20 protein-coding genes and 1 tRNA gene are annotated in these 21960 nt (G+C 60.0%); 17 read left to right on the forward strand and 4 right to left on the reverse strand.

Annotated elements, in window-relative coordinates:
• Positions 1 to 44 precede the first annotated feature (44 nt).
• The 5 genes from OEZ71_RS09815 to OEZ71_RS09835 all read left to right on the forward strand — a co-directional run bounded on the left by OEZ71_RS09815 (position 45) and on the right by OEZ71_RS09835 (position 3943).
• Positions 45 to 1403 carry a tyrosine-type recombinase/integrase gene (locus OEZ71_RS09815; RefSeq protein ID WP_263739771.1) on the forward strand — a complete coding sequence of 453 codons (1359 nt, stop codon included), beginning with the start codon at positions 45 to 47 and terminating at the stop codon, positions 1401 to 1403.
• Entirely contained in the window at positions 1400 to 1984 is a 585-nt protein-coding gene (locus OEZ71_RS09820; protein WP_263739772.1) for a hypothetical protein, read from the forward strand. The genes OEZ71_RS09815 and OEZ71_RS09820 overlap by 4 nt, the downstream gene beginning before the upstream one ends.
• Positions 1985 to 2055: 71 nt before the next feature.
• Positions 2056 to 2277, forward strand: a complete 222-nt coding sequence (locus OEZ71_RS09825) for a helix-turn-helix transcriptional regulator (RefSeq protein ID WP_263739773.1) — start codon at positions 2056 to 2058, stop codon at positions 2275 to 2277.
• A 3-nt stretch (positions 2278 to 2280) separates the two neighbouring features.
• Complete coding sequence (locus tag OEZ71_RS09830; protein WP_263739774.1) at positions 2281 to 2712, forward strand: hypothetical protein; 432 nt, start codon at positions 2281 to 2283, stop codon at positions 2710 to 2712.
• 94 nt (positions 2713 to 2806) lie between these two features.
• Positions 2807 to 3943 (forward strand): AAA family ATPase, encoded by a 1137-nt coding sequence (locus tag OEZ71_RS09835; protein ID WP_263739775.1) that lies wholly within the window; start codon positions 2807 to 2809, stop codon positions 3941 to 3943.
• A gap of 141 nt (positions 3944 to 4084) precedes the next feature.
• On the opposite strand, the gene OEZ71_RS09840 is transcribed toward OEZ71_RS09835, so the two are convergent.
• Positions 4085 to 4558: a DUF3291 domain-containing protein gene (locus OEZ71_RS09840; protein ID WP_263739776.1), complete on the reverse strand. Its 474-nt coding sequence runs from the start codon at positions 4556 to 4558 to the stop codon at positions 4085 to 4087.
• An 858-nt stretch (positions 4559 to 5416) separates the two neighbouring features.
• Between OEZ71_RS09840 and OEZ71_RS09845 the strand changes: the two genes are divergently transcribed.
• The 3 genes from OEZ71_RS09845 to OEZ71_RS09855 all read left to right on the forward strand — a co-directional run bounded on the left by OEZ71_RS09845 (position 5417) and on the right by OEZ71_RS09855 (position 7729).
• On the forward strand, positions 5417 to 5623 hold the full coding sequence (locus OEZ71_RS09845) for a hypothetical protein (RefSeq protein ID WP_263739777.1): 207 nt from the start codon (positions 5417 to 5419) through the stop codon (positions 5621 to 5623).
• Complete coding sequence (locus OEZ71_RS09850; RefSeq protein ID WP_263739778.1) at positions 5616 to 7043, forward strand: hypothetical protein; 1428 nt, start codon at positions 5616 to 5618, stop codon at positions 7041 to 7043. Before OEZ71_RS09845 ends, OEZ71_RS09850 begins: the two co-directional genes overlap by 8 nt.
• An 80-nt stretch (positions 7044 to 7123) precedes the next feature.
• Positions 7124 to 7729, forward strand: a complete 606-nt coding sequence (locus tag OEZ71_RS09855) for a hypothetical protein (RefSeq protein ID WP_263739779.1) — start codon at positions 7124 to 7126, stop codon at positions 7727 to 7729.
• Positions 7730 to 7802: 73 nt separating this feature from the next.
• Here OEZ71_RS09855 and OEZ71_RS09860 read toward each other — a convergent pair whose 3' ends face one another.
• On the reverse strand, positions 7803 to 8261 hold the full coding sequence (locus OEZ71_RS09860; protein WP_263739780.1) for a hypothetical protein: 459 nt from the start codon (positions 8259 to 8261) through the stop codon (positions 7803 to 7805).
• A gap of 418 nt (positions 8262 to 8679) precedes the next feature.
• Between OEZ71_RS09860 and OEZ71_RS09865 the strand changes: the two genes are divergently transcribed.
• Positions 8680 to 8928, forward strand: a complete 249-nt coding sequence (locus tag OEZ71_RS09865; RefSeq protein ID WP_263739781.1) for a hypothetical protein — start codon at positions 8680 to 8682, stop codon at positions 8926 to 8928.
• A 33-nt stretch (positions 8929 to 8961) separates the two neighbouring features.
• On the opposite strand, the gene OEZ71_RS09870 is transcribed toward OEZ71_RS09865, so the two are convergent.
• Both OEZ71_RS09870 and OEZ71_RS09875 read right to left on the reverse strand, forming a co-directional pair.
• Positions 8962 to 9037: transfer RNA gene (locus OEZ71_RS09870), tRNA-Arg, on the reverse strand.
• Positions 9038 to 9110: 73 nt separating this feature from the next.
• Positions 9111 to 9734: an SCO family protein gene (locus OEZ71_RS09875; RefSeq protein WP_263739782.1), complete on the reverse strand. Its 624-nt coding sequence runs from the start codon at positions 9732 to 9734 to the stop codon at positions 9111 to 9113.
• 90 nt (positions 9735 to 9824) lie between these two features.
• Here OEZ71_RS09875 and regB point away from each other — a divergent pair, with 90 nt between their 5' ends.
• From regB to trxA, 8 genes are read left to right on the forward strand one after another with little or no spacing between them, the layout of a single operon-like run.
• Complete coding sequence (gene regB / locus OEZ71_RS09880; protein WP_263739783.1) at positions 9825 to 11231, forward strand: sensor histidine kinase RegB; 1407 nt, start codon at positions 9825 to 9827, stop codon at positions 11229 to 11231.
• Positions 11232 to 11283: 52 nt separating this feature from the next.
• Positions 11284 to 12927 carry a PAS-domain containing protein gene (locus OEZ71_RS09885; RefSeq protein WP_263739784.1) on the forward strand — a complete coding sequence of 548 codons (1644 nt, stop codon included), beginning with the start codon at positions 11284 to 11286 and terminating at the stop codon, positions 12925 to 12927.
• Between the two features lie 48 nt (positions 12928 to 12975).
• Positions 12976 to 13491, forward strand: a complete 516-nt coding sequence (gene tsaE, locus OEZ71_RS09890) for a tRNA (adenosine(37)-N6)-threonylcarbamoyltransferase complex ATPase subunit type 1 TsaE (RefSeq protein WP_263739785.1) — start codon at positions 12976 to 12978, stop codon at positions 13489 to 13491.
• The gene (locus tag OEZ71_RS09895; RefSeq protein WP_263739786.1) at positions 13488 to 14507 is read left to right on the forward strand and encodes an aminoglycoside phosphotransferase family protein; all 1020 of its coding nucleotides are present in this window, start codon (positions 13488 to 13490) and stop codon (positions 14505 to 14507) included. Before tsaE ends, OEZ71_RS09895 begins: the two co-directional genes overlap by 4 nt.
• Positions 14483 to 15181, forward strand: a complete 699-nt coding sequence (locus OEZ71_RS09900) for a nucleotidyltransferase family protein (protein ID WP_263739787.1) — start codon at positions 14483 to 14485, stop codon at positions 15179 to 15181. Before OEZ71_RS09895 ends, OEZ71_RS09900 begins: the two co-directional genes overlap by 25 nt.
• On the forward strand, positions 15174 to 18119 hold the full coding sequence (gene addB / locus OEZ71_RS09905) for a double-strand break repair protein AddB (protein WP_263739788.1): 2946 nt from the start codon (positions 15174 to 15176) through the stop codon (positions 18117 to 18119). The genes OEZ71_RS09900 and addB overlap by 8 nt, the downstream gene beginning before the upstream one ends.
• Entirely contained in the window at positions 18116 to 21490 is a 3375-nt protein-coding gene (addA, locus tag OEZ71_RS09910; RefSeq protein WP_263739789.1) for a double-strand break repair helicase AddA, read from the forward strand. Before addB ends, addA begins: the two co-directional genes overlap by 4 nt.
• 58 nt (positions 21491 to 21548) lie before the next feature.
• Positions 21549 to 21869 (forward strand): thioredoxin, encoded by a 321-nt coding sequence (gene trxA / locus OEZ71_RS09915; RefSeq protein ID WP_263739790.1) that lies wholly within the window; start codon positions 21549 to 21551, stop codon positions 21867 to 21869.
• The last annotated feature ends 91 nt before the right edge of the window (positions 21870 to 21960 follow it).

Genomic DNA, 21960 nt, shown 5'->3' on the forward strand with positions numbered 1-21960 from the left:
ACATTGCAGAACATGATTAAGGGCGGATTGAAGGATGGTTGAAGATGCCTCCGAGAGCCAAGGAAATGCAACCGGTACAAATCAAGGGGCTTGAACACCCTGGCGGTGATAGGGCTGTCAAAGTCGCTGTTGGTGGTGTGTCTGGCCTCTATATTCAGATACAGCCGAGCGGGGCGAAGTCGTGGGTATTGCGGACCCGATATGGTGAATGGGTCGAACGCAAGGACGCTGACGGCAACGTAATCGAGCGAGGGCGCAAGAAGCGAGAGATTGGCTTGGGTCCGTACCCTGACGTGTTGCCCGGCGCGGCCCGCGATAAGGCGCGCGAATTCAAAGCGATGCTTGAGGAAGGAATCGACCCGATAGCCAAGCGTAAGGAAGCGCGGGCGGCGTTGGCGGCTGCGGCGAGGCGCGGACTGACGTTTAGGGAGGCCTTAGACCGCTACGCTACCGAAAAGGTGAAGGAGTTCTCAAGCGAGAAGTATAGAGTGCAGTGGCGGGCGACAATTGATCTGCACGCCATACCAGAGATCGGCGATATGTTGGTGCAGGATATCGCGCTCCAAGACGTGCTCCGAGTTCTGCAGCCGATCTGGACAGAGAAGACCGTTACCGCCGCGAAGCTTCGTCAGCGCATAGAGAAGGTGCTAGCGTATGCGACCGTGCAGGGTCACCGCACGGGCGACAATCCGGCGCGCTGGACGGGTAACCTCGACATGGTGTTGCCTGCACCAAGTAAGGTTTCAGGTTCAAAGAACTGGCCAGCCTTGCAACTCGATGACGCGGTGCGTTGGTGGGATGACTTGCGCCAGCGCGAAGGCATGGGTGCGCGGGCGCTGGAATTCCAAGCGTTGACGGCTTCGCGGTCTGGCGCGATCAGGTTCGCAGCATGGGATGAGATCGACTTTAACAATCGCGTCTGGACGATCCAGCCGGGCCGGAAGGCTTCGAAGATACCTTCCAACGGCAAGGCACACCGTGTTCCGCTTACTGACGGTATGGTCGCATTGTTAGAAAGCCTGCCGCGCCTCAAAGGTTGTCCATATGTGTTTTGGGCGCCCAAAGGCGGGGCGTTGTCTGACGCGACGCTTGGCAAGGTCGCGAAGGTCATTCACGAGTCCGATATCAAGAAGGGCGGCAAAGGCTACCTTGATGCGGTCACGAAGGAACCAATGGTTCCGCATGGTCTTAGATCGACATTCCGCACTTGGGTTGCAGAGCGCACGCGGTTTGATGGCGACATGGCCGAGATCGCGTTGGCGCATAAAGTGGGAACCAAGGTTCAGCAGGCTTACGACCGCAGCGACCAAATCGAGAAGCGGCGCAGGATGATGGCTGCGTGGCATGATTTCCTGTCCGGGAAAACTCACGGACAGATTGTCGAATTGGGGGCAGTAGGATGAAGCGGGAGGCGCATGGGTCAGGGATTACTGAGTATTCTCTTAATCTTCCTGAGACGGCAGTTGAGCAGAAAGAAGTAATGCGCCAAAACACGGAGGCTTGGAACGCTGCAATGCGGGACGGGGGCGGGATATTTGGCGCTGTCACCTCTAACGCGGTTTATGTCTGTAATGAGGTCTTGCGGCAGTCTGAGAACGCAAAACCTTTCCTTGAGGATACACCCGAAGCCTTTGCTGACGTCATTCTCACAAACATTGATTGTGCGAGGCACGAAATTGCTGATGGCAATGCCGATTTGGCAGCGCGACACGCCTTCGACGCTGGTGTGGAATGGGCTAAGGCGCAGATGAAATGGCAATGGGAGGCCGATGCTTTACGTGGTGGTAAAGTCCATGCCGGCAGCAAAAGTGCCGGGCAGGAAACGAGCAGGATAAATAACCCACTACGTATGGAGCGATTTGCACGCATGTCGGAGCTAATTCCAAAACTCGGAAAGAGCCGGGCGGCGAAAATCTGTGAACGCGAGGGGCTGGGGAACAGCAGCGCCATTCTCAAACAGTGGAACCGACACCAAGAAAGTTAGGACACCGCGCGCCACTGTCCAATTACGTACACGTTATTTCATGGGTCGTCATTCACACGATGGGGACCGAAATGAACAAGGTACACGCGGCGAACGTCAAACCGACACCTACCGAATTTCTAACCGGGCCGGACGTGCAGGCCCGCTACCGCAAGAGCCATGTCACGATCTGGCGCTGGCAGAATGACGCAAAGCTCGGCTTTCCGCAACCGATCCAAATCAACAGGATGAATTACTGGCGGCTGTCCGAATTGGAAGCTTGGGAAGCGGCTCAAGCCGAGAAGGCGGCCTAAGCCATGATCGAGCAGAAAGCGGAAAACCCCGGCGCGCTGGCGGGCGCAACCGGGGCCAAATTCGAAGCGGCAAACTTCAAGACCGCATATTACCGCCATCGCGCGGAGCGGGCAAAGAGTCTTTGCATTGCCATTGGCGAATGCGACGCCGAAGACGCCTCCCAAGTCTGCACGGCGTTCCTCGATAGCCTACGCACCAGCGGCCCGGCTCATCCGTTCCTCAATGAGTTCCGCGAGGAAGCGGCTTGGTGGGCCGATTGCGCTCATGTTCCCGAGTTGGAGGCGGTCACGCTCGCCGGGCTGCGCCGCCTTGGTGAAATGGCGCTCGGGATCAACGCCCGCAAACGCATCTTCGCCGCCCTTTGGGACAGCTTCACAGACGCGGACAGGCTCAGTTTTGCCCGCAGTGTTGGTATGATCGGGGGTGCGGCATGATCGTAATCCGAATTGCCCGCCTGCGGCGTCTTTACGGACTGACCTATGCCCAAGCTTGCCTTGTGGCCGGGTTGGCTTACGGGGAGGGCGCGGTTTGAAGACCCTTCGCGAAACCCCCGACATGCAGCCGCCACCGCCGCCGGAAGCGTACCTAAACGAGGTATCGGAGGTTGAACGCAAGTCAACGTTCGTATCAGCGGCAACGCTGCACGGACAGGACATTCCCAAGCGTGAATGGCACGTCGATGGCTTCGTGCCGGGGCACAACGTGACGCTCATCAACGGTGATGGCGGCACCGGCAAGTCGCTCCTGGCCCTACAACTGGCAGCCGCAACGGCAATGGGAAAGACATGGCTCGGCCGGTTCGTCGCCGGGGGCGAGGCGCTGTGTATCTCGGCAGAAGACGACATGGCCGAGATTCACCGCCGCCTTGCTGATATTGCCGCCGCCGAGGGCGTAACGCTGGCCGATATGGACCGGCTGACCATTCGCAGCCTAGCGGGCGAGGATGCCCTTATGGCGCACTCTGACGGGCGCACAGGGGCGCTGATAGCTTCCGGCCTATATCGCGAGCTTGAAGCCTATATGGCCGAAGCTGCTCCGGCGCTGGTGGTGCTGGATACCCTCGCCGATCTGTTCCCCGGAAACGAGAACGACCGGGCGCAGGCGCGGCAGTTCATCGGGCTTCTGCGGAGGCTGGCGATCCGCCATGACTGCGCCGTTGTCCTTCTCGCACACCCGAGCTTGTCGGGGATGACCAGCGGTTCCGGAACGTCGGGATCGACGGCATGGAACAACTCGGTTCGGTCCCGTCTCTACCTAGAGCGGGTGAAGTCAGAAGGATATGAGGCCAACCCGGACGCCCGAGTGCTTCGCGGCATGAAGTCAAACTATGCCCGCACAGGCGGGGAAATCGCGCTGCGCTGGCAGAATGGCGTTTTCGTCGCCGAGCCTCAGGAAACTGGACTTGACCGGCTAGCAGCTAACTCCAAGGCCGAGCGGGTGTTCCTGAAACTCCTGCGGGAATTCGCAGGGGAGGGCCGCCACCTGTCGCCCAAGACCGGACACGGCTATGCCCCGAATGTCTTCGCAAGGTCTGGCCGCGCCGAGGGTTGCACAAAGAACTCCCTACAAATCGCAATGGAGGCGCTCTTTGCGAAAGGGACCATCCGTACCGAAGAAAGCGGCCCGCCATCCCGTAGGGTTAACCGAATAGTGGAGTCGGAATAGTGCTTCACTCGCCGCTAGCCTCGTCACACAGCGAACGTCCGCAATCGGGACAAACCAGTCGTTCGTCACGTCATCGAAGCGGGCTGAATAAGTCTGTCCGGCGAAAGCTTGGTTCGGCTTGAGGGCGCCGATGAGTCTCGATTACAGTTTACCTGAGCTAGCTGCTGGCGCGAGTTGCGCGAAGGTAAATGCCGCGTCTGACGGGCCCTCGGTGGCCAGTTTGTCGACCTTGCTCCAAGCTTCGGTGATGTCGGGTCTGTGACCTGGCGCGACCCACCAAAGAACGTAACCGCGAGGGGCGTCCTGGTCGAACCACTCGGCGCGTCGGTTGTAGAAGGCGCCGTGCGAGCCTTGGTAAACGAAAGCCTTCAGCGCCTCGGGCGTTTCCCAAATCGAGTAGGATGCGATGATGCGCTGGTCATCGAAGAGCGGCCAACCGGCCTCCTCCGCCGGTGGTCGCTCGTCGCCGAAGCGCCAGACAAAGCCCGGACTAGCCTCAGCACGTGAATTGACGCGCGGAACGGCCTCAGCAAAGGTGGTAATCTGCGGGTCATCCACGGGGGCGCGCAGCGTGCCCCAGCTGAAATGGGCGAGGTGGCGGATCGGAGCTGTCATTTGTGAGACTTTGCGCGAGAGCCATGGGCTTATCAACTGATTTTCTCGGCCCGCCGAGGACAGGCAAGGAATATGACCCGATTTTAGGCGTCATCGTCCCAGCGGCCGAAATGGAAATTGCCTTGATATAAACTTGAAACTCCCTTTGAATTTCTGCTTAGGGCTCAAAGCGGGCATTTGCCTTGTGGTAAATCCGTTGGTAGTCGCCTTCGCACCCGGCCTGGGGTCCCTACATTAAGCTGCACCTCCATTTTGTGCCGATGGCTTTCAATCCCCTTTGAACAATAACGCGGTACGTTATCCGAACGGGGCATACTGTTTATGACGCGGAATAGTGCTTCACTCGGTCTTCACTCGCCCCTTAACTCGGTCGATTCAGTCTCCTTCACTCGGCCTTGTATCGGCCTTAACTCGGCTAGCCACACACTCCCCTTATACCCCTATGCGAGTGAACGCCCTTGGGGCGGCGTTCTCGCAAGGGTTGGGGTAGGGCGTGCGTTGAAAGCACATTGCGACAGCCCTTCTGACCTTTCTATGTCAAGCACTATTTTCACCTTTTTTTCTGCTGCGGCTTCAGAAATCTATGCTGGCAGCCACAATGGACGCCAATGTAACGGAATGAAATATTGATATCAAATGCTTAGGATGTCATAATTCACCATTCCACCCAACAACCTGCCCTTAGATAGAATGCCGAAAGCCCCACCCAAGCCAGAATTCAGCACAAGACGCGGTAACGGTTCCGTAGCCCTTGCCGGTGTTGACGGGCGTACACTTGCGGCTCGACGGTTCCGCGAAATCACCTCGCGCATTGAAGACGACCTAGGCAATGACCTGACAGAAGCGCAGCGGGCTATCATGGCGCGCGCCGCTACGCTGGCGGTGTGGTGCGAGGAAGCCGAAACTGAATTTGCTAACTCCAAGGAATTCGACCCTGCGACCTATTCCACGGTTGCCAATGCCATGCGTCGTCTGCTTTCCGACCTTGGCCTAAAGCGCGTGGCGCGAGACGTGACGCCCTCCCTCGACAGCTACATTTCCAAGAAGGGGGCGGCCAGTGGTTAGCATCGTTGACGCCATGACCGACCCGAACTTGTTCGGCGAAACCTTCGGGGGCGATAGCTTCAGCGCATGGCGCGCGCTCCTGAGCGCGTTCTATGGCCTCGACATGAGCGACGAAGACCTGGAGACCGTCAAGAGCCTGACGGGGCGTCAGAGCTTCGCAGAGGGCGGCTTTCGCGAGTTGTGGGTGCCTGTGGGGCGGCGGGGCGGTAAGAGCCACGTGGCGGCGCTTGTGGGCGTGTACGAGGCTGCCTTCCGAGACTATCGCCCGAAACTGTCGCCGGGGGAGGTTGCAACGGTCATGCTGCTTGCGGCTGACCGGGCGCAAGCCAGAACGCTCCTCCGCTATGTACAGGGCCTGTTTGACCACCCCATGCTGCGACCGCTGGTGAAGCGCGAGACGGCGCAGGGCCTGGAACTGACGAACCGGGTTGTGATCGAGGTTGCAACGGCGACATACCGCACTGTTCGGGGCTACACGCTTGCAGCGGTCATTCTGGACGAAATCGCCTTCTGGATGGCCGACGGTGCCTCGCCTGACGTTGAGATCGTTGCGGCCCTTCGCCCCGCCCTGGCCACGCTTGACGGGCGTCTGATCGGCATATCCTCGCCCTATGCCCGGCGGGGTGTGTTGTGGGACGTTTACCGCCGAGCGTTTGGCAATGACGACGAAAACCGCGCGCTTGTGGCTCAAGCGCCAAGCCGCACCATGAATCCCACCATCGCCGAGTCTGTTGTTGAGGCGGCTATGGCGGAAGATGCTTCGCGCGCGAGGGCTGAATGGCTTGCAGAATTCCGCACCGACATTGCGATGCTGTTGGATGCCGACCTGATCCGCGACTGCACCCGGCCAAAGCCGCGAATGCTGCCTCCGGTGCAGGGTACGCGTTATCTGGCCTTTGTCGATCCGTCTGGCGGCGGGGCGGATGAATTCACAATTTCCATAGGTCACCTGGAGGGTCGGCACGTAATTGTCGATCTGGTGGAGGGCCGTTCTGGTTCTCCCGCTGAAACGGTGGCCGAGTTCGTTAAGCTAATGACTCCCTATGGCGTGAAGCGGGTAATGGGTGACCGCTACGCCGGGCGTTGGCCGCGCGACGAATTCAAGAAGCACGGGATCGGTTACGAAGTTTCGGAGCAGAACCGATCCGAGGTCTACCTTGAAATGTTGGCGGCCCTGAATTCGGGCCGCGTGGAATTGCCGCCAGATCAGAAGATGGAGCGGCAATTGATAGCGCTTGAGAGGCGCACAAGTCGTTCGGGGCGTGACTCCATCGACCATCCTCCCGGCGGCCACGACGACCGAGCAAACGCGGTTGCCGGGGTTGTCGCCTACGCAAACGGAACTGCCAATCGACCAATTGTCCTGACGGGGCTGCAATGGACGCCCGCAGGCTTCATTAGAACAGGACCACCAAGATGAAATACTCAGTACCAATCCGCAAAATTCTTGAACGCGCGAAGGCGCAGAACGAGCGTGCACAGACCGGGGGCATTGCCCAGATGCTTGGCGAAATGACCAGAATGGCGTTGGCGTCGGAGGCGTTTGACGTGATCTTGACGACGCGCGACCCGACGAAGACCGAGGCGTCGCATCTGAAAAGCATTCATGATGCTTCGAAGAAGCTGGCGGGTGCAGCCGCAAAGAGCCGCGCCGAAGCCGACCGGATTCTATCCGAGGCGGGGTATGCGATAGGGCAGAAGTTACGTGAGGAAACCAAGTTGACTGACGGGCCGCGCGGTCCCGAAATTCGGTCGGCATTACGGGCGATGTCGCAGGCTGACCGCAACAGCCTCCTGCTTAGCGCGATGAAGTCCAAGGACTCGGAAACTCTCGCGGCCATGCTGGATGCGCCAGCCTTCCTGGCAGGCATTGACCGAGAACACCAAGCCACCATGCGAGCAACATACGAGGAGCAGGTTGCGCCGCATTTGGTTCGGGAAATGGGCGCACTTCTCGATACGCACCAGTCAGCCGTCGCTATGACGCGGGCGGCAGAGCGGGCTGCGCAGGAGGCACAGAAAGCGGATGCCGTTCACAAAATTTCCGAGGCTGAGCAGGCGGCCATAAACGCAATGAAAGAACTGGACGCGGCGACGCGGTCCTAAGGGCGAGAATCTGGCCAAACGCAAGGAGCTTTGGGGCACGCGGAATAGTGTTACAACTTGTCGAGAAGAAATTTTAGTCAGAATCAGATTGCGACGATGATACTAGTCCGATCAACGCCTCCGGATCTTCCTTAGCTAACGATTCAAGAAAATTCGAGATTGTGTAAGTCGAATCTACGCAGGTGCCGGATGCTACTTCATCGGAATCAATTACTGTTAGTTCATTATCTCGAAGGACGAATATACGACCTCTTTCGAACCACGATAACATGCTTCCGATTTCAGTTACTTTCTCTCCGCTAGGGAACATTGAAATCTCATCTCCAATATACTTAAAAATTAGAGACCCGGCGTCTCTTTGTTTGGTTTCAGACGGTGCGTCTACGAAGCAAAAGTAGAAAATATAGTTGTCGAGAGGGTCACCATCCAATTCTGCCGACATTATCGCTGTTGGATAGAGATTTGCGGTCGCAATCACGGCCAACGCGATAAGTCCGAAACTTGATATTTCCTGCCTGTAGTTATAACTCATTTCTTCAACCTCACTCCCGACCTCCGGCGATCACGTGCAGCCTGGCGGATTTCGACCCAAGTTGTCCCTCAATGAAACTTTTGCGCACTTCATCGGAAATGTCGAGGAAGGGGCAACCAGTTTGCCCGCAATCTGTTACACGTTGGATGGTTCTGGAATGCCCGGCTGAAATTCGCTCTGTTTCGCGTAGGTCCAACACCTACATGCGAGATCGCGAACGCATTCAGTGAGCGCTTCTACATTATCCTTCTCATTTCGGGTCATTCTGACCTCCTCAGTCTCACCTTTGACCCCCGCCGTTCTCGGAAATGAATTCTACGCCAGCGGCCTCTAGGGCGGCTCGGATGGCTGCGACAGCCTTCTCCGATGCAGGCGGTTGCCCGGACGATATTCAAACTCGCAGCATGAGGGCGCGCCAATGAGACAGATCAGCACAAGCGGTAAGGCATACCGCCTTCAAGGCATGATTCGCGCGTCGATCATTGCCGAGGAAAACGAAACATCGAGACTGTTCGCTGACGGTAAGGGCGTGACGTGGGTGCTTGAGGCCGCAGAGGAACTAGCCAGCCAGATCATTAATGAAGTCGAATTGATGGAGATGGAGCGAACATCTGCCGAAAACAATAAGGCGGGTTCAAGGGCGGATTGGCGTGAACGCCATCAATGATGTTATTTAATTTCAATAACTTACGATTGGAAGTGGCGGCCCCGATAGGATTCGAACCTATGACCTACCGCTTAGGAGGCGGTCGCTCTATCCCCTGAGCTACGAGGCCGGACGTGTTGCGTCCCTGCATTCGATAGAGACGGTTGGGCGCTTTGACAAGTACGGGGTCCGAGGGCGATCGGTCAGGACCCGAGGAAGCAGGCAACGCTGTTTGCCATATCCTCGGCGGTCATCTCGCGATTGAAGAATTCGACGAATCCCGTTTCGGGCAGCATCAGATATGTCTGCGTCATGTGATCGACGAGGTAATACTCGTCGCTCTTGTCTTCCGGCACCTTGTAGTAGGTACGGTACTGCTTCGCCGCCGCAGCGATCTGCTCGGCCGAGCCGGTCAGCCCGATCATCCGGGGATGCAGGTAGTCGGTCCACTCTTTCAGCACCGCAGGCGTGTCGCGGTCGGGATCGACCGAGATGAAGACGGGCGTCACCTCAAATCCCTGTTCCTCAAGCGCATCGATAGCCTCGGCGTTGCGGGCGGTGTCGGTGGGGCAGACATCGGGACAGAAGGTATAGCCGAAATAGACGAGGCTCGGTTTGGTCAGGACATCCTTGTCTGTCACAGTCCGCCCATCTTCATCGACAAGCGTGAAGGGGCCGCCGATCGCGGCCGCACCGGCAATATTGCTGGCGCGGCAGGCCGCGTATCGGTCGGACGTGCCGTTACGCGTGACGGCATAGGTTGCGACCAGGCCGATCGCCACGACGGAAACGGCGGCGAGGGCATAGGCTCGTGTCGATACCGGCATTCGAATCCTCCGGGGGTTGCGGCGGCATTGATCGCGCATTGCGGGCCGACTATCAATTCACAAGCGTCGGATGCGACAACAGGACCCGTCATGAGCCAACCGGCTGCAGCTAACCCAGGACACGGATCGGACGACGCCTCTGCGGTACGGATCGCACACAGCGACTGGGTCAGGCTGCGGACCCTTATCCTTCTCAGATGGATGGCAGTGATCGGTCAGGCAACTGCTATCGTGGTCGCGTGGAAATACTATGGCGTCGATCTAAACGTGACGCTGTGTCTTGCGGTTGTCGGCGCAGCCGTCGCGGCCAATCTGATCGCGATCTTTGTTTACCCCGAGAACAAGCGCCTGACCGAAACGGAGGCGATGCTGATCCTGCTGTTCGACACGGCACAGCTGTCGCTGCTCTTGTTCCTGACCGGGGGACTGAACAATCCGTTCGCGCTCTTGATTCTGGCGCCCGCCACAATCGCCGCCACGGCGCTTCAGACCCGCGCAACCGCTTTTGTCGGAACCGTAACGATCGCGTTTGTATCCTTCGTTGCCTTCTATCATATCCCCCTTCGCATGGAGGATGGCGGAACGGTCGAAGTTCCGGGCGTTTTTGGGTTCGGGTTCTGGCTCGCAATCGTGATAGGCGTCGTGTTCCTTGGCCTTTATGCACGTCGGGTTGCGTCAGAGATTCACTCAATGGGTGATGCATTGCTCGCAACCCAAATGGCGCTGGCGCGTGAACAGAAGTTGACTGACCTTGGTGGGGTCGTGGCGGCTGCAGCGCATGAACTCGGCACGCCCCTCGCCACCATCAAACTGGCCAGCGCCGAACTGGTAGACGAACTTGATGACCGGCCGACTTTGCGTGAGGACGCGGAGCTCATTCGTCAGCAGGCCGACCGTTGCCGCGATATCCTCCGGTCGATGGGGCGTGCCGGAAAAGATGACCTTCACATGCGGTCGGCGCCGCTATCGGCAGTCATTCGCGAGGCCGCTGAACCGCACTTGAACCGTGGCAAGACGATCCATTTCAATCTGCGCGATGAAGCGGGGTCCGAAGTCGTACCCGAGATCCTGCGGCGGCCCGAGATCATTCATGGTTTGCGCAATCTCGTTCAGAATGCCGTGGATTTCGCAGAGAAAAACATCTGGGTAGATGCTGACTGGTCGTCTGACACTCATTTTGTCCGGATTGCGGATGACGGTCCGGGCTTTCCTCCGCATTTGATGGGACGCATCGGTGACCCGCTCATGCGTCGCCGCCGGGACGAAGGAGCCGGGCGGCCGGGCTATGAAGGAATGGGGCTGGGCCTGTTCATTGCAAAAACGCTGTTGGAACGGACAGGCGCCCGGCTCAGCTTCAAGAACGGGTCCGATCCGTTCCTTACCGAAGACGAACGACCCGAACGTTCCGGCGCCCTGGTGGAAGTTGTCTGGCCGAGATCCGCAATCGAGACACGGGCACGGAGTGAACTTGGCGAGAACAGGCAGATGCAAGTCTGATTCATATCTCCTAAAAGTTGAATCATTAACGTCTTGTTAATCCTGTAGTCGAATGCTGTTTCTCAGGGAGCGCAGGCTCCTTTCGGGAAACGGGTTCGACATGCTGGTTTCAATTACGCTCGTACTGGGCGTTGTCGCGACCTCCGTTGCGGCGGCAATAACGGCACTTCTGGTGTTTTCGGCGCTGCCGCAAGCGAGGACACGCAGCAAGGCAGCGCCGCTGTTACCCGGCCCCCTCGAACAGGCGATCTTTCTATTCGACGGGCATGAGCTAGTGGACGCGACCGGTCCGGCACGCGCGCTTCTGAACGCAATTCCCGGCGCCGGATCGCCGTGGAGCCACCTTTCGGTCTACCTGTCCGAGCGTGTAAGTGATTTCGAAACCGAGTTTGCCCGCTTGCGGGAAAGGGGAGAAATCACTCTGACGGGAAAGGCAGGCCGCAATATCCAGATTCATGCGGAAAGCCTCGGTAATATGACGAGACTGACCGTCACAGACCTTCAGGCTGAAGGGCAGGCTGTACTCGTGGATACGCTGAGCCAGCGTGCGCAGGAGGAAGAAATCACCGCGCTGAGGGAAACGCTCGAAGCCGCGCCGATCATCGTCTGGCGCGAGGATAAGGATGGCATGATCATCTGGGCCAACAGTGCCTATCTCGACTGCTTGGCCGAAAAGGAGGGCGTTGATCGGGACGAGATTACCTGGCCAATACCGGCCATTTTCCCGAACGGTGCTTCCCTCAAGGGCACTGACGCTCAGCGGCAGATGCTGCGCAACGCATCCGTTGGACCGACCCGCTGGTACGAGTGCCACCGCTTCCCTTCCGGTTCAGGGGGCCTCAATTTCGCGATCCCGGCCGATGCTGTCGTAAAGGCCGAAGTTTCCCTGCGCGAATTCGTTCAGACACTGACAAAAACATTCGCCCATCTGCCGATCGGCCTGGCCATCTTTGACCGGCAGCGGCAACTGGCCCTATTCAATCCGGCCCTGGTCGACCTGACATCGGTCGGTGCCGACTTCTTCTCTGCCAGACCAACGCTGTTTTCTTTTCTCGATCGCCTGAGGGAAGCCCAGGTTATTCCCGAGCCGAAGGATTATCGGTCATGGCGCGCGACGATGGCCGAGCTTGAGAAGGCAGCGGCGTCGGGCCTCTACGAGGAAACCTGGACGCTTCCATCGGGTCAGACCTACCGGGTGACCGGACGCCCGCATCCCGATGGTGCGGTGGCCTTCCTTCTCGAAGACATCAGTGCCGAGATTTCAATGACCCGGCACTTCCGGTCGGAGATTGAACTTGGTCAGTCCGTTGTAGATACGCTTGACGAAGCCATTGCTGTATTCTCGCCCGCGGGTGAGTTGATACTGTCAAACACCTGTTACGATACACTGTGGGGGGTGGAACCCGGCGTGACGCTGGGCACCGTTACGATTCTGGATTCGATCCGTGTCTGGCAGGCCGCAACCGAAGCATCACCCATCTGGGGTGAGATCCGTGATTTCGTAGGCAGCTTCAGCGAACGCGCAGAATGGGGGGGCGACGCGACCCTGCATACCGGTGAAACGCTGGCTTGCCGCGTTGTGCCCTTGTCGGGCGGTGCAACTCTCGTCGGTTTTGAACGCCAGACAAGGGCGGGCGGAACCGGGCAGCGGCACGAGGGTCACGCAACCGGCACGCGGTCTCAGGTCAGCGCCTGATCGCGCTATAGCCTTGCGGACAGCCGTGCGGCAGATAAAAGTCGCCGCATGACCGATGCTGCCCCGCACCCAACCCAAATCCGGCTGAGCCTGTCATCCGAGGAAGCCACGACGCGCCTAGCCTCGCGGATTTCGTCGATGCTCAAGGCCGGGGACACGCTGTTGATCAGTGGTCCCATTGGCGCAGGGAAAACCCATTTCTGCCGCAGCCTGATCCAAAGCAGGCTGGCCGCGGAAGGCAGGATGGAGGACGTTCCCTCTCCGACCTACACGCTGGTGCAGGTGTACGAACTTGACGGTATCGATATCTGGCATGCCGACCTCTACCGTTTAACCGACCCGGCAGACATTCTGGAACTGGGACTAGGCGAGGCGTTCGACACAGCGATCTGCCTGGTCGAATGGCCAGATCGGCTTGGCCCGGAACAACCCGCGGACGCGCTTCAACTGGACATGGAGGCGGGCGAACACAACACCAGCCGCGTTTTGACCATTTCCGCATCAAACCGGCGATGGGCGCCTGTGATTGCCGAAATTGCCGCGTTTCAGGCGGCGTTAGCATGATTGACCGGGCTGACGAGATTACGCGGTTCATTGAAACCGCCGGATGGAAGACCGCCCGTCGACTTGCGCTGGCCGGTGACGCATCCCCCCGCCGCTATGAACGGCTGATCCTTGGCGTGAAGCGAGCCGTCCTGATGGATGCGCCCCCTGCACGCGGCGAGGATACAAGGCGCTTTACGCGAATGGCACGTTGGCTGCATGCGAAAGGCTATTCGGCACCCGCGATTCTCACCGAAGACCATGACGCGGGCCTTGTCCTTGTCGAGGATCTTGGTGACGGCCTGTTCGCCCGGCTGATGGCGCGGCAGCACGGGTGCGAGGCATCGCTGTACGGGTCCGCAATCGACTTTCTCGCCGACCTTCACGGCAGACCGACGCCACCATTTGTGGCACCGCTTGACGCAGCATTGCTTGCCGAACTCGTTGAACTGACACCGAAATGGTATCTGGCGGGCATCGGCGTTAAGGCAAACGAGGCCGCATTGAGAGTGCCGGACATCGTGGCGGATCTGTACCGTAGTCTTGCAGATGGACGATTGGTGACCAGCCTGCGCGACTTCCACGCCGAAAATCTGATCTGGCTGCCCGACCGCACCGGTGTTGCGCGTGTCGGACTCCTGGATTTTCAGGACGCGGTCGCAGCTCATCCGGCCTATGATCTTGTTTCGCTCTTGCAGGACGCCCGCCGCGATGTGTCCGTTGCGACCGAAGCCGAGATGGTTCGCGCGTATATCAGCAAGACGGGCGTCCAAGCGGATACGTTCGTACCGGTCTACGCACTTCTCGGTGCCCAGCGGGCTCTACGTATCGTCGGTGTCTTTGCGCGGCTCTGCCTGCATTTTGGCAAGGCGCATTATTTGGGCTATCTACCACGGGTCTGGCGTTATCTGGAACGCAACCTCACCCACCCCGCTTTGACGCCCCTGCGCGATGCCGTGCGGGACGGATTGCCGGAGCCAACGCCAGACCGGATCGGAAGGATACAGGATCAATGCGGCCAGTACCCGACGCCCTGATGCTCTTTGCCGCCGGGCTCGGCACCCGGATGGGGGCGCTCACGGCTACGCGGCCTAAACCCCTGATCGAGGTGGCGGGAAGGACGCTTGTCAACCACGCGCTGGACCTTGCGGATGAGGCCGGTATTGGCCGCATCGTTGCCAATCTCCACTATCTGCCCGAACAGATCCGCGCACACCTCTCAGACCGACCAAATATCACATTCTCAGACGAAACAGACGCGATTCTTGAGACCGGCGGCGGATTGCGCAAGGCATTGCCGCTGCTTGGAACCGGTCCCGTTTTCACGCTGAACACGGACGCCGTCTGGACCGGGTCGAACGGTCTTTCCACTCTTCGGTCGCACTGGGACCCGGACGCCGCGAGTGCACTGCTTCTCTTGGTTCCCCGGGCGGATGCAACCGGCCACATCGGCGCCGGGGATTTTGACATTGACCGGTCCGGTCGGATCAAGCGGGGCCGGGACTACGTCTATACCGGCGCACAGATCATCAATCCCGGCGGGATCGGGGCGGTGCCCGACCCGGTTTTCTCACTGAACGTCCTCTGGGACCGAATGCTCGCCGAAGGTCGATTGTTCGGTTGCGTGCACCGAGGCGGCTGGTGCGATGTCGGACGGCCCGACGCTATTCCGCTGGCCGAGGCGCTTCTCGCCGGGGCTGTCGATGTTTGACGCGAAAACAACGCCAAGTGTATTTGCCCTTCCCCCCGGGGCTGATTTTCCGAAACTGTTGGTGGAGGGACTTGTCGAACGTCTTGCGGGACGCCCCCCCGAAGCCATGGCGCGTGTCACACTTTACCTAAACACGTCGCGGATGCTGCGATCTGTCCGTCAGTCCTTCGACGCGCAGGGCGCTGGCCTGCTGCCGCGTCTGCGACTGATCACAGATCTCGGCCGGGACCCGCTGGCAGATTTGCCGCCCGCGGTTCCACCTTTACGCCGCAGGCTTGAACTCGCGCAACTCGTCTCACGCCTTGTCGAACAACAACGCGATTTCGCGCCGGGCGCCGCCGTTTTTGATCTCGCCGATAGCTTGGCGCGTCTCATGGACGAGATGCAGGGCGAAGGCGTGCCACCAGAGGTACTCGAAGCGCCCGATTTCGCAGAAAACCACGCCGTCCATTGGGAGCGCAGCCTGAAGTTCATCCGCATTGTCGCACGTTACTTCGCCGATGATGCCGCGCCGGACAGCGAGGCGCGCCAGCGCCGCATTATCGAGGCTTTGATAAAACGCTGGCTGGATACACCGTCCGCCGATCCGGTGATCGTCGCCGGATCGACCGGGTCCCGCGGCGCAACACAACTTTTCCTTCAGGCGGTGGCGCGGTTGCCGCATGGGGCCGTCGTATTGCCGGGCTTTGATTTCGACATGCCTGAATTTGCGTGGAATAGTCTCTTATCAGGTCCTTATCCGGCAGAAGATCATCCACAATACCGCTTCCTGCCGCTCATGCAGACGCTCAACCTGAAACCCGCTGATATCGGTGCCTGGCACGCCAGCGAACCACCCGATCCGGCGCGCAATCGGCTTGTGTCGCTGGCACTGCGCCCGGCGCCCGTGACGGATCAGTGGATGGCTGAAGGTGCAGGTCTTGGCCCACTCGGAGCGGCGACAGAACATCTGACGCTGATAGAGGCGCCCGGCGAACGGGCCGAGGCCATCGCCATCGCTCTTTGTCTGCGAAAGGCAGCAGAAGACGGAAAGCGCGCCGCGCTGATCACACCCGACCGCAACCTGACCCGCCGCGTCACGGCTGCGCTCGACCGGTGGGGCATCCTGCCCGATGACAGTGGTGGCCAACCACTCGCCCAGACCGCTCCGGGGCGGCTTCTCCGACATACGGCCGCCCTGTTCGGTCGAAAGCTCACATCCGAAACCCTGCTGATCCTTTTGAAACACCCCCTGACCGCGACGGGTGGAGCCGACCGGGGCAACCACCTGCGTTACACGCGGGAGTTGGAACTAAAGCTGCGCCGAAAAGGCCCGCCCTTTCCGACAGGTGAGGATATAAAAGCCTGGGCCGCCGCCAGTGGAGAAGCGACGCGGTACACCTGGGCAGAGTGGGTTGCTGCGGTCTTTTTCGGTATCGAAGCTGATCACGAAATATCCATTTCCACTTATGTAGAGACGCACCTGGCGCTGATAAGCGCGCTGGCGGCCGGCCCTGACGGCACCGCCGATGCAAGCGAGCTGTGGCGCGAGGAGGCGGGCCAACTAAGCCTGCGCATGATGGAGGAATTGCACCGGGAGGCTGGTCATGGCGGCGATATGAGGCCTGCCGACTATGCCAGCCTCATCGCGACGCTGCTTGGTACGGGAAGTGTGCGGCGGGCCGAGGTCACCCATCCGCTGATCGCGATTTGGGGAACGCTTGAGGCGCGGGTTCAGGGTGCCGAGCTGGTGATCCTTGCCGGATTGAACGACGGCGTCTGGCCCGCGACCCCGGCGCCTGACCCATGGCTGTCTCGTCAGATGCGGCTCAAGGCCGGGCTTTTGCTGCCTGAACGTCAAGTCGGCTTATCCGCACACGATTTCCAGCAGGCCGCCGCCGCGCCTGAGGTCATCCTAAGCCGCGCGATCCGGGATTCTGAGTCGGAAACGGTTCCGTCCCGTTGGCTTGCGCGACTGACGAACCTCTTGCAGGGCCTGCCTGATCAGGATGGGCCTGCAGCCCTGCAGTCAATGCGCGACCGTGGTCACGCGTGGCTGCAGCTCGGCGTTGCGATGGAGGCGACCGAACGGGTTGCGCCAGCGACGCGCCCTGCCCCCCGCCCGCCGGTCGAGGCCCGGCCGCGCGAATTGCCCGTGACGGGCATCGAACGGCTGATCCGTGATCCCTATGCGGTCTATGCCCGGACCATCCTGCGTCTGAAACCGCTCGACCCTCTGCGGCCAATGCCGGATGCCCGATTGCGGGGGAAGGTTCTGCACAGATTGGTGGAGACCTTCATCAAGATGCGACCTGACGGCGAAAGCCAGGATTCAGCTCGGGAGCGGCTTCTGAAGTTGGCGGAAACCGTGCTGGATGACGAAATCGCCTGGCCGAGCGCGCGACGTTTATGGTTGGCGCGGCTGGCACGCATCGCAGACAGTTTCGTGGCGAAAGAAAAGAGCAGACAGGCCGCTGGAACACCGTTCGTTATGGAACGAACAGGCTCTGTTTCACTACAAAACGTCGATTTTACCCTGACTGCCCGGCCGGATCGGATCGATCTTCTGGATGACGGGCGCGTTCATATCTATGACTACAAAACAGGTACGCCGCCTAGTGACAAGAAGCAGCGGGCCTTCGACAAGCAGCTCATCCTTGAGGCGGCGATGGCGGAACGTGGCGGATTTACCGAACTTGGGCCACGCGAGGTTGCCGGTACGACCTATATCCATCTAGGTGGCGACGGTGATGAAAAGCCGGGTGCGATGGAGGAAGGCCTATTTGATGCCGAATGGGATCGGCTTGGCCAGCTCATCACCGCATATCTGAAGCGTGAAACCGGCTACATCGCCCGGCGTGCGGTGTTTGAGACGCGACGGGCTGGCGATTACGATCACCTCGCCCGTTTTGGCGAATGGCAGATGAGCGATCCCGCCACGCCGGAGGACGTGGGATGAGGCGAAACGACGCCACCGAGGCGCAGGTCCGCGCCGCAGATCCCGGTCAGTCGATCTGGCTGTCCGCCAATGCAGGGTCGGGCAAAACCCGGGTGTTGATCGACCGGGTCGCCCGACTGCTGATGGGTGGTACTGAACCGCAAAAGATCCTCTGTCTGACCTATACCAAGGCAGCGGCGAGCGAGATGCAGAACCGGCTGTTCGACCGGCTGGGGCAGTGGGCAATGCTGCCGGAAGACAAATTGCGTCAGACGCTTGACGATTTGGGTGTCGATGGCCGGATCGATGCCGAAACGCTGGCCCGCGCCCGTCGACTTTTTGCCCGTGCAATCGAAACGCCAGGCGGGCTGAAGATCCAGACGATCCATTCCTTCTGCGCGGCTCTCCTGCGCCGCTTCCCGCTTGAGGCGCGCGTGTCGCCGAATTTCCGGGAACTCGACGACCGGGCCGCAAATCTGATGCGCGAGGAGATTGTCGAGGAGCAGGCGTCGGGAGAAGACCGGGATGCATTCGATGCCGCCGCAGCGTTCGTCTCCGGCGAGGACCTGTCCGGATTTTTGAGCGATTTATGCAGGAACAGTGTCGATTTCCAAGATAGCATGACGCGTGAAGCCACGCTTACCGCGTTCGGTCTCGATGAGTCATACGAGACTTCTGACCTGATTGCAGAAGTCTTTGTGGGCGGCGAAGCCGAGCTTGTGTCGTCGCTCATCCCGCTTCTTCTCACGTCCGGCCCCAACGACTCGAAGGCGGGCGCAAGGCTTGCGACTCTAACATTCGACCGCCCCGGCCCGGACACGTTGACGGTTTTGGAAAGCATCTTCCTCTATGGAAAGTCCGCGAAGGCGGGTCCATTCACTGCAAAGATCGGCGCTTTTCCGACGAAGACTTTGCAGAACGGCCCCGCCGCGCCGTTCATGACCGAGCTTGAGGCGCTGATGCTCCGGGTGGAGGCTGCTCGCGCGAAACGGATTGCCCTCGCAGCGGCCGAAAAGACTCATGCCCTGCATCGCTTTGCTGCATGTTTCCTGCCACTTTATGCCGCGCGCAAGGCGATGGGCGGCTGGCTCGATTTCGATGACCTTATCGACCGTGCTGCCGCGCTGCTTTCAGACCGGTCGGTCGCGACTTGGGTGCTCTACCGGCTCGATGGCGGCATTGACCATATCCTGGTCGACGAGGCGCAGGACACCAGTCCCGGCCAATGGCTGGTGATCGAACGACTGGCCGAGGAATTCACCGCAGGCGATGGCGCGCGCGATCATGTCCGCACCATCTTTGTGGTCGGTGACAAGAAGCAGTCGATCTATTCCTTTCAGGGCGCCGACCTGAAGGCTTTCGACGAGATGAGGCGCCACTTCGCGGAGAAACATGCGGCGGTTTCCATTGCCTTTCACGAGTTGGAACTGCTGCATTCCTTCCGGTCGTCGGCCGCGATCCTGAATGTCGTAGATCTGACGTTTGACGAACGTGTCAGCCGGGGCCTTGACGGCGCATTCAAGCACATCGCCTTTCACAATGCGTTGCCGGGTCGCGTCGATCTTTGGCCGGCGATGCCGAAAACCAAGGATCCGGACGAGAAGGAATGGTACGAACCGACCGACATTCTTCCCGAGGATCATCATACCGTCGTGCTGGCGCGCCAGATTGCGGGCGAGATTCGGCGGCTGATTGACGAGGGTGCGAGGATCCCGCTCCCCAATGGCGACAGGGCCGTTCATGAGGGCGACTTCCTGATCCTTGTCCAGCGCCGCTCGGCCCTGTTTCACGAGATTATCCGGGCCTGCAAGGCCGCCGGGCTTGAAATCGCCGGGGCCGATCGGCTGAAGATCGGAGGCGAACTGGCGGTCAAGGATCTGGCCGCACTGCTCAGCTTCCTTGCGACGCCGGAGGATGATCTGTCGCTCGCCGCCGTTTTGCGCTCGCCGCTGTTCGGATGGACCGAAGGGCAGCTTTATGATCTTGCGCAGGGACGCGGCGATGGCGTGTTCCTCTGGGCTGCGCTTCGCGAACGGGCGGGCGACTTTCCTGAAACGACCGCGATTCTGAGCGATCTGCGCGATCAGGCCGATTTTCTACGCCCCTTCGACCTTATCGAGCGCATGCTGACGCGTCATGACGGTCGTCGGAAGATCTTGGCGCGGTTGGGACCGGAGGCTGAGGATGGGATCGACGCGCTTCTGTCGCAGGCGCTGGCCTTCGAGCGCGCCGAAGTCCCGAGCCTGACCGGTTTTCTGGTGTGGATGGAGACCGATGAGGTCGAGATCAAGCGCCGCCTCGACACTGCTTCGCGGGCGATCAGGGTGATGACGGTTCATGGGGCCAAGGGTCTTGAAGCCCCTATCGTCATCCTGCCCGATACTGCCAAGCCAGCCGAACGGATGCGCGACGAGATTCTGCATGTCGACGGCAGGCCGGTCTGGAAGACGAAGTCCGACGAAAGCCCGCCTCAGATCACAGACGAGATTGCGGTCTTGCGGGAGCGGCAGCGGGAAGAGCGCATGCGGCTTCTTTATGTCGCGATGACGCGGGCCGAGGTCTGGTTGATCGTTTGCGGGGCCGGTGACGTCGGTCAAGGGGCAGAAAGCTGGTATGGGCTGGTTGCCGACGCGATGGACAAGGTCGGGGCCGAGATTGTCGATGGCGACGTGCCCGGCCCTTTGCGCCGCTATTCCTTCGGGACATGGCCGATGGCAGGAACCGTCGAAACCGCGACGACACCCGCCCTTCCAACACTGCCCTCATGGGTGGCGGATCGCGCGTCTTCGGTCGTTGACGTGGAAGCCACGTTGTCACCCTCTGCCCTCGGCGGGCCGAAGGCGTTGCCCGGTGAAGCGGGGCTTGACGAAGAAGCAGCGAAACGGCGCGGTACCTGGCTGCATCTGTTGCTGGAACATCTGCCGCTTTGGCCCGAAGAGGATTGGCCGCGTATCGCCGAGGCTCTCACGTCGACGAGTGAAGTGCCCGCACTTTCAGGTGAAATAGACTCTGTTCTGAGCGAGGCCAGGGCAGTCATCGCATCGCCGGACATGGTCACCATCCTCGCCGAAGGAACTTTGGCCGAAGTTGAGTTGACGGCTCGGGTTCCGGCCCTCGGGGGGCGCAGGCTACTCGGTACGATCGACCGGCTGCTGATCGCGCCGGACCATGTCGTTGCGATCGACTACAAGTCCAACGCGATCGTGCCCGACTGCCCGGAGAATGTGCCCGTAGGCATCCTGCGCCAGATGGGGGCCTATGCCGCAATGCTGGGCGAGATCTATCCCGATCGCCGGATCGAAACCGCGATCCTCTGGACACGAACCGGTCGGCTTATGCCTCTTAATCCCGATATCGTGAGGCAGGCTCTTGTCCGGACCACCATCCCTTGACGCGCCACATAGCCGAGCCTACCTTCTGCCCAACGCATTCCCGAATTGGAGAACCATCATGGCCACCGTCGCCGTCACCGACGCCACCTTTGACACCGAAGTCCGCCAGTCCGATATCCCCGTCGTGGTGGATTTCTGGGCCGAATGGTGCGGCCCCTGTAAGCAGATCGGTCCGGCCTTGGAGGAACTGTCGGAAGCCTATGCCGGCAAGGTGAAGATCGTGAAGGTGAATGTGGACGAAAACCCCGATTCGCCGGCGCAGATGGGCGTGCGTGGCATCCCGGCACTCTTCATGTTCAAGGACGGGCAGATCGTCTCGAACAAGGTCGGTGCTGCACCCAAGGCCGCGCTTCAGAACTGGATCGACTCTGCAATCTGATCGGCTTGGTTGGGACGAACGACAAAGCGCCTTCGGGCGCTTTTTTCGTATCGACTCATCTGTAGTGCCACACGGGCGTTCTGTTGCCGAA

Origin of the sequence: Albidovulum litorale, assembly GCF_025751495.1 — a bacterium.
Classification (GTDB): domain Bacteria; phylum Pseudomonadota; class Alphaproteobacteria; order Rhodobacterales; family Rhodobacteraceae; genus Albidovulum; species Albidovulum litorale.